General features: G+C 69.6%; 8 protein-coding genes. 4 read left to right on the forward strand and 4 right to left on the reverse strand.

All coding sequences use genetic code 11. The annotated features are described in order from the left end of the window. The first annotated feature begins 19 nt into the window (after nucleotides 1-19). The 3 genes from L3Q65_RS43960 to L3Q65_RS43970 are packed head-to-tail and all read left to right on the forward strand — an operon-like array spanning nucleotide 20 to nucleotide 2,704. Nucleotides 20-796 (forward strand): ABC transporter ATP-binding protein, encoded by a 777-nt coding sequence (locus L3Q65_RS43960; RefSeq protein WP_182892340.1) that lies wholly within the window; start codon nucleotides 20-22, stop codon nucleotides 794-796. After that, nucleotides 783-1,667: an ABC transporter permease gene (locus L3Q65_RS43965; RefSeq protein ID WP_237598283.1), complete on the forward strand. Its 885-nt coding sequence runs from the start codon at nucleotides 783-785 to the stop codon at nucleotides 1,665-1,667. Before L3Q65_RS43960 ends, L3Q65_RS43965 begins: the two co-directional genes overlap by 14 nt. 47 nt (nucleotides 1,668-1,714) lie before the next feature. Continuing rightward, nucleotides 1,715-2,704 (forward strand): YdcF family protein, encoded by a 990-nt coding sequence (locus L3Q65_RS43970; protein ID WP_237598284.1) that lies wholly within the window; start codon nucleotides 1,715-1,717, stop codon nucleotides 2,702-2,704. 52 nt (nucleotides 2,705-2,756) lie between these two features. Here L3Q65_RS43970 and L3Q65_RS43975 read toward each other — a convergent pair whose 3' ends face one another. Both L3Q65_RS43975 and L3Q65_RS43980 read right to left on the reverse strand, forming a co-directional pair. Further along, nucleotides 2,757-4,211, reverse strand: coding sequence for a tachylectin-related carbohydrate-binding protein (locus L3Q65_RS43975; RefSeq protein ID WP_237598285.1), 1,455 nt, complete (start codon nucleotides 4,209-4,211; stop codon nucleotides 2,757-2,759). A 127-nt stretch (nucleotides 4,212-4,338) separates the two neighbouring features. After that, nucleotides 4,339-4,869, reverse strand: coding sequence for a hypothetical protein (locus tag L3Q65_RS43980; RefSeq protein WP_237598286.1), 531 nt, complete (start codon nucleotides 4,867-4,869; stop codon nucleotides 4,339-4,341). Between the two features lie 347 nt (nucleotides 4,870-5,216). On the opposite strand from L3Q65_RS43980, the gene L3Q65_RS43985 reads away from it, so the two are divergent. Then, the gene (locus L3Q65_RS43985) at nucleotides 5,217-9,449 is read left to right on the forward strand and encodes a hypothetical protein (protein ID WP_237598287.1); all 4,233 of its coding nucleotides are present in this window, start codon (nucleotides 5,217-5,219) and stop codon (nucleotides 9,447-9,449) included. A 405-nt stretch (nucleotides 9,450-9,854) separates the two neighbouring features. Here the strand turns inward: L3Q65_RS43985 and L3Q65_RS43990 are convergent, their stop codons facing one another. Both L3Q65_RS43990 and L3Q65_RS43995 read right to left on the reverse strand, forming a co-directional pair. Further along, nucleotides 9,855-10,058: a hypothetical protein gene (locus L3Q65_RS43990; RefSeq protein ID WP_237598288.1), complete on the reverse strand. Its 204-nt coding sequence runs from the start codon at nucleotides 10,056-10,058 to the stop codon at nucleotides 9,855-9,857. A 207-nt stretch (nucleotides 10,059-10,265) separates the two neighbouring features. After that, nucleotides 10,266-11,798 (reverse strand): DEAD/DEAH box helicase, encoded by a 1,533-nt coding sequence (locus L3Q65_RS43995; RefSeq protein ID WP_237598289.1) that lies wholly within the window; start codon nucleotides 11,796-11,798, stop codon nucleotides 10,266-10,268. Between the last annotated feature and the right edge of the window lie 264 nt (nucleotides 11,799-12,062).

Below are 12,062 nucleotides of genomic sequence, written 5' to 3' on the forward strand. Positions count from 1 at the left end.
GACCGGAAGGCGATCCGCGATGACCACCACCCTGGCCCGGCCCGTGACCGCCGCCGTCCACCTCGACCGCGTCGGCAAGGTGTTCGGCTCCGCGGGCAGCGCCGTGACCGCGCTCGACGGGGTCGACCTCACCGTCGAACCGGGCGAGTTCGTCTGCCTGCTCGGCGCGTCCGGCTGCGGCAAGAGCACGCTGCTGAACCTCGTCGCCGGTCTCGACCAGCCGTCGGCCGGTGAGATCACTCTCACCACCTCGCGGCCCGCGGTGATGTTCCAGGAGGCCGCGCTGATGCCGTGGCTGACCGCGTCCCGGAACGTGGAACTGCCGCTGCGGCTCGCCGGTTTCGGCCGCTCCGAGCGTCGCGAGAAGGCCGCTGAGCTGCTGGATCTGGTGCGGCTGAGCGACGCGGCACGCAAGCGTCCGCACGAGCTGTCCGGCGGGATGCGGCAGCGGGTCGCGCTGGCCCGCGCGCTGGCCGCGACCCACCGCGTCGGCGGCGACGACGGCAACGCGTTGCTGCTCATGGACGAACCGTTCGCGGCGCTCGACGCGATCACCCGCGACGTGCTGCAGAGCGAACTGCTGCGGGTGTGGCGCAGCACCGGTACGTCGGTGCTGTTCGTGACCCACGACGTGCGCGAGGCCGTCCGGCTCGGACAGCGCGTGGTGCTGCTGTCGTCGCGTCCGGGCCGAGTGGTCCGCGAATGGCACGACGTGCCGTCCGCCGATGCTGAACTGCTGGCCGAGGAGATCACGGCCGATCTGCGAAAGGTGATCAGCACCCATGCCGCAGCCTGACCAGGCGGCCCCGGAGCTGGACGAAGCCGTCGGCGCCGGACTGGACCGGCTCGACACCCCCACCGGCGCGCGGCCGGCTTCGCTGCGCCGCCGGTTCGTGCGCGGCTTCCTGCCGCCCGTCGGCGCGCTCGTGCTGCTGATCGCCATCTGGCAGGTCCTGTGGGCCGCCGCGTTCTGGCCGGAAACGACGCTGCCCGCGCCGCTGGACGTCTGGGCCGAGTTCTGGCGCACCGTCGCCGACGGTTCGGTGTTCGGCTTCATCTGGACCTCGGTGCACCGTGCCGCTTTGGGTTTCGCCGCCGGGGTGGTCATCGGTACGCCGCTGGGCATCCTGGTGGCGAAAGTCCGCGCGGTGCGCGCGGCGATCGGCCCGCTGCTGAGCGGATTGCAGAGCCTGCCGTCCGTGGCGTGGGTGCCCGCCGCGGTGATCTGGTTCGGCATCAACGACGCGGCGATCTATTTCGTCGTGCTGCTCGGTTCGGTTCCGTCGATCGCGAACGGCCTCGTGGCGGGCATCGACCAGATCCCGCCGATCCTGCCGCGCGTCGGCAAGGTGATGGGGGCCGGCCGGTTCGCCGCGGCGCGCCACATCCTGCTGCCCGCCGCGCTGCCCGGGTTCCTGGCCGGGCTCAAGCAGGGCTGGGCGTTCTCGTGGCGCTCGCTGATGGCCGCGGAACTGATCGCGCGTTCGCCGAGCCTCGGCGTCGGGCTGGGGACGTATTTGAACGACGGGTCGTCGTACAACTCGATGCCCATGGTGATCGCGGCGATTTTCCTGATTTTGTTCGTCGGGGTGGCGATCGAGCTGATCGTGTTCCGTCCGCTGGAGCGGTCGGTGCTGCGCGCGCGGGGCCTGACGACGTCACTCTGAGTACCTGCCCGAGCGCTGCTCGCGGATGCCAGACAGAATGCTGGACCATGACTTCCGGGCTGTTCGCGCTGGCTTCCGTGCTCGTGTTCGTCGTACGGTTCGCGCGCGAGCCGCGGCGGGTCGGCAACGCGGTGTGGTTCCTGGTCGCGCTCGGGTTCACCGGGTTGTGGCTGCTGTCGTTCTTCAACCACGTCGAATGGGCCCAGATCGCGATCATCGCGCTGGTGGCGCTCGTAGGCGGGCTCGGCGCTTTGGCGCTGCCGTGGGCACTGATCGCGAACGGCGTCGTGATGCTGCGCCGCGAAGGACGGCGGCTCGCGAACCTGCTGTCATTGCTGGCCGGGCTCGGTCTGCTCGCGGTGTTCGCTCTCGCGGTGAGCTCGCTGGTCTTCGACGATCAGCCGGTGCTGCGCGTGGCCGCGATGGCGGTGCTGTTCGTGACCGGGTACCTGGCGTTCCTGTTCACGGCGCTGTTGCTGTACTCGATCCTCTACAGCCGGCTCACCCGCCGCGCTCGTGCCGGAGCGGTGGTCGTGCTCGGCTCCGGACTGCAGGGCGACCGGGTGCCGCCGCTGCTGGCGAGCAGGCTCGACCGCGCGGTGCAGGTGCAGCAGCGGTCGCCGGGGGCGTTGCTGGTGGTGTCCGGCGGGCAGGGCGCGGACGAACTGACGTCGGAAGCGGACGCGATGGCGCGGTACCTGATGGATGCTGGGGTTCCGGCGGAGCAGATCGTGCTGGAAGACCGGGCGACGACCACGAGCGAGAACCTGCGGTTCAGCGTCGCTTTGCTTGCGCAGCGGGGGTTTGCCGGGCCGATTCTGGCGGTGACGAACAACTACCACGTGTTCCGGACCGCGGTGCTGGCTCGGCAGTTGGGGTTGCGGCTCAACGTGATCGGGGCGAGGACGGCGTCGTACTTCGTGCCGAGCGCGTTCTTGCGGGAATTCGTGGCGTTGCTGCTGGAGTACCGGAAGACGAACGCGGCCGCGTTGCTGGTTTTGGGCGTGGGGCCGTTCTTGCTGTTCATGATCAGCTGATCGGGCCGGATCGCCGTGCCGCACTCCGGAACGCGGCACGGCGATCCGGTTTCTAGCGAACCAAAGTGCAGGAGTTGCGCTGCGCCTCCACGTCGGAGAACTGCTGCCACCCGCCGTCGCCGATCACGGTCGGGCCGGGGGACCAGGCGTCGCTGTAGGGCAGGTAGCGGTACCAGCGCAGTTCGCCCTTGCCAGTGACGGTGTAGAGGACGTCCGCGCCCGCGGAGGTGATGCGGGTGAACGCGTTCCAGCCGCCGTTGCCGACAAGCTTCTTTTCCTGCGCCCACTTGTGTCCGGCCGCGTCCCAGGCGTAGCGGTACAGGAAGCCGTCGGTGCTGCGGGCATAGAGCACGCCGTCGCCGCCGCCGGTGATGAGGTTGTAGGAATTCCAGCCGGTGCCGAGGGTTTCGGCCGACCAGGTCTTGGCGGCGTTGTCGTAGCGGCGGCGGGAGAGCGAGCCGTCCGCGTTGACGACGTAGATGTCGCCGCGGCTGTCGATGGTGATGCGGTTGTGGTTGGCCGCGTCGTCGAACCCGGTCCAGCCAGTGGCGACGACGGTGCGCGAGTCGGCCGTCCAGCCGGTGCCGTTCCATTGGTAGCGGTAGACGTCGCCGTTCGCGCGGATGCCGTAGACCAGCCCGTCGGGTCCGGCGAGGAGACGGACGTAGCCGTTCCAGCCGCCGGTGCCGATCGTGGACTGCTGGGGCGCCATCGGCCCGCCGTCAGCCGGGTTCGGGTGGCGGTAGAGCTGCAGGTCGCTGGTGGCGGCGAACAGCGGAACCGTTGCCTGGCACTGGATCGCCAGCTCCGGAGCCTGTGCGCGGATCCAGTCGACGAGATCGTCGGTGCGGGTTTCGACGCTGCCCTGGCGGGTTTCGGCGACGGCGAGGCAGCCGTGCTGCCACGACCGCGAGTTGATCCCGACAAGCTCGGGGGTGTTGTTTGCCGCGGTGCGGATCGCGGGGCCGCCCGCGTCGCCGAGGCAGGTGTCGTGCCCGTCGGCGTTGGTGAGGCTGAAGGTGGTGGCCGCGACCGACGCGGTAGTGAAGGGCGAGGTCGTGGCCTTGTCCGGAACCCAAGTGTCGGAGGTGCGGCCAAATCCGGCGACGGTAAGCGCTTCGCCCGCCGCCGGTGCGGTCCGTCCTAGAGCGATCGGGGTGACGTTGGCGATCGGAGTGGCGAGCTTGGCCAGCACCAGGTCCCGGTCCGGCCTCGGGACCAGCGTGGCGACTTTCGCGGTGGTTCCGCCAGCGGTGACGGTGACCGGACTGCTCGGCGTTCCGGAGCCAGCCGGAACGCACCCGCTGGCGGTGACGATCCACTGCGGTCCGAGAAGAACGCCGCTGCAGCCGTGCCCGTCGGCGGCGACGCGAACGACGAAGTCGAAAGCCTTGTCGGGGACGGGGGTTCCGCCGCTGATGGCGTCCGCGGCCGGAACGATCAGCAGGCCTGCCGAGAGGGCGGCCGAGACAGCGACGGCCAGCCTGAGGCGTGGGGGAGTGGTCACGGCAACGTTATCGGGGGTGCGGGCGCGGTATTACCGCGAGTGCCGGTGAGCGGGAGCGGTATTCCCGGCCGTCGGTACAGCTGCGCGGAAACGGCCGGCGAAACAGTTTCCGCCAGCCGCTCCGAAATCACGAGGATGCGTCCAATTGGAGCAAGGTGGTCGGCGCGCCGGGCGGGTTGGTCCCGACTCCGACCTGAGTCGTTCCGCTCGGATTCACGTCGACGGTGCTGTGCTGCCCGCTGTCGGTGGTCAGTTCCGCCCGCACCTTGTGCCCTGTCCCGGAATTGATCCCGTCGCCCCGGATGGAATAGACGGCCGGGATTTTCATCGTGAGATGACCGGTCGGCGCGATGACGTGGAAGCACACGCGGCCGTCGCTGCCCTGCCCGACCGGTTCGCTGGTCCGGACCTGGATCAGGCCGACGGTGTCCGGGCCGGACGGGCAGGCGGCGAACAGGATGTGCCCGTCGCCGGAGAGCAGTTCGACGTGATAGTCGGCGAGAATCTGCGCCGCGCCGGGGTAGTGGTAGTCCTCGACGACGGAGGGCTGCTGGTCCTCCGCGGTGGCGGCGGCTCCGGTGCTCAGGGTCAGCGCCGCCGCTGCCGCGGTGCAGGCCGCGGCAGCGACCGCGGCGGCGGATTTCGTTCGGGTCGACAAGCTCAAAATTCCCCCTTGCGGACTAGCGAATCATGGCAAAGCGAGCAATGAACCCGGCTCGGCCTGCGTGCGCGGACGATCCTGGCGGGCGTTTTTCGCTGAACCCAGTGCGAGTGTTAGCACTAATGTGACGCGGTTCACTTTCTATTCTTCAATAAAAGAAAAAGTAAACAGTTCTTGACTCGGTTTACCTTGGTAACTTTATGAATTCGAAATCGCTTCCGGGTGGCGGCGACTGGCTAGTCTCGACCGGAGACGCGTGGTGATCGGACGGTCACCGGGGATCGCGTGGCATTTCACAGGGGGAATCGATGCGTACGGCGAAAGCCCGCTTTCGTGCTGCTCTGATGACGTTCTTGACCGCCTCCTTGGCCGCCGGAACGGTGCAGGCCCCGGCCGTCGCGGCCGAGGCGCCGCGAGCAGCGGCTTCCGCCGCGCCGGCGGGCAGCACGGATACCGATCGGGCCAAGACCTGGCGGTTGTGGCAGTTCGGCGGCCCGGCGACCAAACGGGACGCCGCGGTCGCGCTGGTCGGTTCCGACGCGGATGTCACGCGATTCCTCACCTCGCAGAAAGACGTCGACGCGTCCATCGACCGGAGCATCCACGTCAACCAGCTGATGTCCTCCGGCGGTGTCGCGACCCGGACGGCCGCGCAGAAGGCGCTGGACGCCAACAGCGACGACGCACTCGAAGCTTTCCTCGACACCGGCTGGGAAGGCGCGCACGAGAACGACCTCGCGCTGCGCGTCAACCAGATGATGGCCGCGGGCGGGCCGCAGCTGAAGCAGGCCGCTCAGAAAGCCTTGGACGCCAACACCGAAGAAGCGTTGCGGACCTTCCTCGCCACCGGCTGGAAGGTTCCGTTCGGGACCGACCAGGCGGTCAAGGTCAACCAGGAAATGGCCGCAGGCGGACCGGAGGTGAAGAAGGCCGCGCAGCAGGCGCTGGACGCCAACACAGACGACGCCCTCACCCAGTTCCTGGCCATCGATCTTCCGGTCGCGCAAGCTCGCGACGCTGAAACAGCGACCATCGCCGACCTCGTCGCCACCGCCAACTCGGCTTCGGCGCAGGCAGCGACCCAAACTGAGCTGGCAAAACAGGAATCCGACCGCGCAGTCGCCGAAGCTGCTGCAGCGGCGAAGGCCGCGCAAGCCGCCAAGGACGCTGCTGCGGCCGCGCAGGGACATGCCGGTCAGGCGACCGAAGCTGCTTCGCAGGCTGCGTACGCCGCGAACCAGGCCGCGATCACCGCTCGAGAGGCGATCGGGGCCGCGAACGCTGCTTCGCGCGCCGCACACACCGCGGCCGCTGCGGCGTCTCGTGCTGCTGCGGCGGCTTCCCGTGCGGGACAGGCTGCGTCGAACGCGTACGACGCGGCTGCGCAGGCATCGCTCGATAAGGAGCACGCGGACGTCGCGCGGAATGCCGCGCAGACCGCGCGCGATGCCGCAGTAGGTGCGGAGAAAGCAGCTGGTGCTGCCCGCGCGGCGCGGACGGCGTCGCAGCAGGCGGAGAACGCGGGTGCCGCCGCACACGATGCTGCACTGCAGTCAAGCAACGCTGCTGCTGCCGCCACGGATGCCGCTAACAACGCTGCTGCCGCAGGCGCGGACGCACGTCAGGCGCAAGCCGCGGCCGCGACGGCTCGCGCGCAGGCGGCTCGCGCCGTCTCGGCGGCGAACGCGAGCCAGTCGTGGGCACACCAGGCGAGCGATGCCGCTGATCAGTCTGCGAACGCAGCGCACGCGGCTGCCCTCGATGCGAACGCCGCTGCGCAAGCGGCCGACGACGCGGCAGCACATGCCGGCGAGGCAGCGGACGCGGCGAAGAAAGCCACCGAGCACGCGAACGCCGCGACAGCCGCCGCGAACGCCGCGGTCACTGCCGCCAATCAGGCCATCCAGATCGCGCAAGCCGCGCGCAAGGCGGACGACGACCGGATCGCGCAGGCCAGCCAAACGGCGGACGATGCCGCCAAATCCGCGTTGGCCGCTTACGCCGCACAACCGAAGCCGAAGCGGTGGGACGTCGACCAAGTCAGTACCTGGGACGCGGAAACCACCCGGTTGATCGCCGAAGCGACGGCGGCAGGCGCTCCGCGGGCCACAGTGCTCGCCGACGCGCGCAAGGTCGCGCTGACGCTGGCCGACACCGGAGGACAGTGGACGAAGGCGGCCGCGCAGGCAGCGCTCGCAGCGACCGACGACGAGGCGATCGACTTCGTCACCACCGGCGTGCAAGCCGCCGCCGGGCAGGACGACCGGTCGATCCTCCGGCAGCTGTGCGAAACCGCGACGACCGGTTTCCAGACCGCGGCGAACACCGCGCTCGCCGGCAGCGACGCTCAGGTGCGCGACTTTTTGCGCAGCCGGGATTACCCGGGCCGGGAGCAGGACGACGCGCTGCAGGTCAACCAGATCATGTCGGGCGCTCGCACGGCCGGGCGCACGATCGTCGTCCAGTACGCGCAGAAGGCGCTGGACGCCAACACCGATCAGGCTCTGCGCGACTTCCTCGATGCTGGCCAGTACACCGCGCTCGGAATCGACGACCAGGTCAAGGTCAACCAGGTGCTGTCCGGCGCCCGGAACGCCGGGCAGCGCGAGGTGGCCGCCGGAGCGCAGGCCGCGCTGGACGGACCGCCGACGCTGGCCCACGAGTTCTTGGTCGTCGGGCAGTACAGTGCGGCGCGGCGGGACCAGAACACTGCCGCGCACAACGCTGCGATCGATTCCTTGCTGGCCCAAGCGTCCCGCGCGGCCGCGAACGCGACTCACGACGCCAATGAAGCGCAGGCTGCGGCCGCCCGCGCCCGCAACGCGGCGGATGACGCGAACCGGTACGCACAAGAGGCCAACGCGGCCGCCGCTCAAGCCGCGGACTACGCGAAGACCGCGCAGACGGCCGCCGACCGCGCAGCCGCGTCCGCTAAGCAGGCGCAGGATTCCGCGAACGCCGCCGCTCGGGCAGCGGCCTCCGCGGTCGCTTCCGCGGACGCGGCCGGCCGTTCGGCGGCCTGGGCGCAGCATTCCGCGCAGGTAGCCGCGAACTATGCCCGCGAGGCAGCGGATTCAGCCGCGACCGCGCATCGGATGGCGGTCGACGCGGGCAAGGACGCCCACGATGCCGCGGTCGCCGCGCAGCAGGCCTGGGAGGCCGTCGCCACCAAGGCGAAGGCGGAGAAACAGCAAGCGATCCAGGACCGGCAAGCGTCCTGCCGAGACCAGTACCGGTCGCACGACTCGCTGCTCTACCTGAACAACCAGGACTGCAACCTGCTGTTCTCCGGCAGCAAGGCCGACCAGGAGCGGATTCTCGCGCACCTGCAAGAGGTCTGCCGGAACATGAACCCGGCAGGCAGCGCAGACACCGCGCGCTGCCTCGACCCGCACAACCTGCTGAGCTCCAACTTCGTGGCCCGGCCGTTCGACGGTTCCGGCCAGGAACTCTCCGAGTACGGCGGTTTCGTCCTGATGGGCTTGGTCGCACTGGCCTGCCCGGAGTGCGACCTGGTCGAACTCCTGGGCGGGGCGGTCGCCGACCTGGCCGACGGGGTCGGGCTCGGCGAGATCTTCGCCGGGGACCTGCTCGACGCGGCCATGGGCAGCGCGCTGGACACGGTGACCTCGCGGGCCATCGCCGCGGCCGGCGAGGCAGGCGACCTCGCCGCCGAGGCGGTCGCGGAAGCGGCGCAAATGGCCAGGGTGGCGCAAGAACTGTCGGAAAACCCGTTGCTGTGCGGGCTGAACAGCTTCACACCCGAGACGCGGGTCTTGATGGCCGACGGGTCGGCGAAGCCGATCAAGGACATCCGCGTCGGGGACGCGATCACCAACGCCCGCCCCGACGACGCGGCGCGGCAGCAGCACACGGTGGCGCACATCAGCGTCACCGACACGGACACCGATTTCGTCGACCTGCGCATCGACACCCCGGCCGGGCCGCGGATGATCACGTCGACCGCGCACCATCTGATCTGGAACACCGGTGCCCACGCGTGGACCGCTGCGGCCGACTTGCGCCCTGGCGATCAGCTAGACACGCCCGGAAACGGGCATGCGCGGCTGATCGACAGCCGCCGGTACACGGCGAACAGCCGGACGTACAACCTGGCGATCAACACCACGCACACGTTCTACGTGCTGGCCGGCGAGACGCCGATTCTGGTGCACAACGGGGCCAAGTGCATCGAAGAGGTGGAGCCGGGAATCTTCCGCTATGACGACGGCTCGATCCGGACGTCGGACGGCAAGTTCGCGGGGACCGACGGGACGAACGTCGGGGCGGACGCGGAGAAGGCGGTATGGGACGCGCTCGAGGCGGATGGGTTCAAGGTCGTCCGCGGCCGGATTTACACCAAGGGGAACGGCGACCAAATCCGGGTCTACGACGGTGCGGTCGATCTCGGGAACGGCCGGTACCGCGGACTGGAAATCAAGAGCGGAAACGCGAGAAAGACGACTGCGCAGAACCGGTTCGACAATTGGGTCATGTCCGGGAACGTCGCGGTCGGCATCGGGAATTCGACCGGCTTTGCTATCGTTGACGTCGAGTTGCGGAAATTTGGCGGCTGAGCCGGCGAGGCCGGTCGCCTCCCACGGGTGCGGGCAAGGTGGGCAGCATGTTTTCGACGAGTCGGGCCTTGGTGTCGAGAGGGCTGGTCGAGTACGGGGAGGAGGCCGTGGCCGAGTGGGTTTCCGGATGCGGCGACGACGACTTCCACCGGGTGTGCGGCGTCGCGGAATGGCTCATGGCGGATCCGTTGGGATGTCTGCCCGGCCCGGGGTTCACTCCTGTGGCGGCCTCGTCGATCGCCGCGGTCTTTGTACACGACGGGCATCCGAGGAAACTTGCCAGGGCCAGGAGGCGGAAGCTTCCCGAGTTGTCCCGGGAGGAAGCTCGCAAATTGTCCTTCGCCGGTTCACCGGATTCGCGTGATTTGGCAGCAAAAGGAAGCTTCTACGGGGTGACTGAGGAGTTCAAGTCGTTTTGGCGGGAGGCTCGGCGTTCGTGACGAGCCGCTGCGCTGTCGGTGCCGCGGCCTGAAGGCCACGGTGCTGGCCTCGAACGGCGTCGCCCTCGGAAACCCTGCGCAGGCGAATATCGTCGCGATTATCGAATCGATGTTGCGTGGCGGGGAATGCGGTCATCTCCAGCAACCGCAACCCGGAGAACGTCTTCATTCAGGTGTGGCTTCGCGACAAACGCTGACTTTCTCGCAGGGCAAGGTCGTCGCCGCCATCGTCGGATGGCTTGCCGCCGACGGCTGCTGGACAGCAGCTTTCCCATAGAAGCACATCGGCGACTGGTTCGCCGACGAGGAAGCGGGCTGACCCCCGCACGGAAAAGCGGGTCGGGGACCGAAATCCCCGACCCGCCCCGTGCACAACTCAGGACTCTGACTGCCGCCGACCGCTCGAGCCGTTGCGGCGATTGCGTGGCGGCTGGCCCGATCCGCGACGGTCGGCACCGGCAGCGCGACGTCCAGCGCCCTCCGCCCCTCGGCGACCGGCACCTGATCCGCCGCGGCGCTGGTCTTCCCGCCGGGCCTGACCTGGCTGCCGCTCCGCGGAACGAGCCTCGCCTTGCCGAGGTCCGCCGCGGCCGCCGGAACGCCGGGTCTGCGCGCCAGTCCGAGCGCCGAGCCCGCCTCGGTTCTCCGAGGGGGCGCCGCGGCGTCGGCCGGTGCCTGGTGCGGCGCCGGAGGCGGTCACCGTCTTCGGGCGGTTGTCCACCACGGGGCGGCGCGGCGAAGCGGTGAACGAGCGGTCCCCGGGGGCCAGTTCGGCCAGCAGCGGGTGCGTCGGCGAGATCCGCGTGGTGGTCGGCGAGATGCCTGCCTTCCGGGTCAGTGCGCGGACGTCCGCGACCTGCTCGTCGGTCATCAGGGTCACCACGGTGCCGGACGCGCCCGCGCGAGCGGTGCGGCCGGAGCGGTGCAGGTACGCCTTGTGCTCGACCGGCGGGTCGGCGTGGATGACCAGCGTGACGTCGTCCACGTGGATGCCCCGGGCGGCGATGTCGGTGGCCACCAGGGTTTTCGCGGTGCCCGACGAAAAGGCTTCCAGGTTGCGCGTGCGCGCGTTCTGGCCGAGGTTGCCGTGCAACTCCACCGCGGGGACGCCGCTTGCGACGAGTTTGCGGGTGAGGGCCTTCGCGCGGTGCTTCGTGCGGGTGAAGACCAGGGTGCGGCCGGGAGCCGCGGTGAGGTCGACCAGGACGGGCAGGCGGTGGGTTTCCTCGAGGTGCAGCACGTGGTGCGTCATGGTCGAGACGGGCGACTGCGCCGAGTCGACGCTGTGCAGCATCGGGTCGTTCATGAAGCGCTTCGCGAGCACGTCGATGCCGTTGTCGAGCGTCGCGGAGAACAGCAGCCGCTGGCCGCGCTCGGGGGTCGCCGCCATGATGCGGCGGACCTCGGGCAGGAAGCCCAGATCGGCCATGTGGTCGGCCTCGTCGAGGACGGTGATCTCGATCTTGTCCAGCTTCGCTTCGCCGGAGCGCATGTGGTCGGCGAGCCGTCCGGGGCAGGCGACGACGATGTCGACGCCGTCGCGAAGGCGGGTGATCTGCGGGTTCGCGCTCACGCCGCCGAAAATCGTGGTCGCCTTGAGGCCAAGCGGGCGCGCCAGCGGCACGATCGCGGCCTCGATCTGGGTGGCCAGTTCGCGCGTCGGGGCGAGGATCAGCGCCCGCGGACGGCCGGGGCGGCGCCGCGTCGGGCCCGCGGCCAGGCGGGCCAGCACGGGCAGCACGAAGCCGTAGGTCTTGCCGGAGCCGGTGCGGCCGCGGCCGAGCACGTCGCGGCCCGCGAGGGTGTGCGGGAGCGTGGCGGCCTGGATCGGGAAGGGCTCGGTGACGCCCTGTGCGGCGAGCGCGTCGACAAGAGGCTTGGGCAGGCCGAGTTCGGTGAAAGTCGTCATGGTTGGTGCGGACGCGAAAGCGTCCCGTATCTCCGTACGTAGCGCGGTTGTCCTGCCCGGCGCGGCCTCGGATGGCTGCGGCGCGTGGTCGTCGACAACAGTGAAACGCGGTCCGAGGCAGAACTGAGCGGACCGCATCGTCCACTATACCGTCCCAAGATCCGGCGGGCTACGTGATATCGCCCGCAGGCCGCCACGCGCGAACCGACGAAGCGGACGCGCGATGTTCGTTCGTTTCCACCATCGACGCCGCGCACGCGGGTG

Source organism: Amycolatopsis sp. FU40 (genome assembly GCF_021903635.1).
Classification (GTDB): Bacteria; Actinomycetota; Actinomycetes; order Mycobacteriales; family Pseudonocardiaceae; genus Amycolatopsis; species Amycolatopsis dendrobii.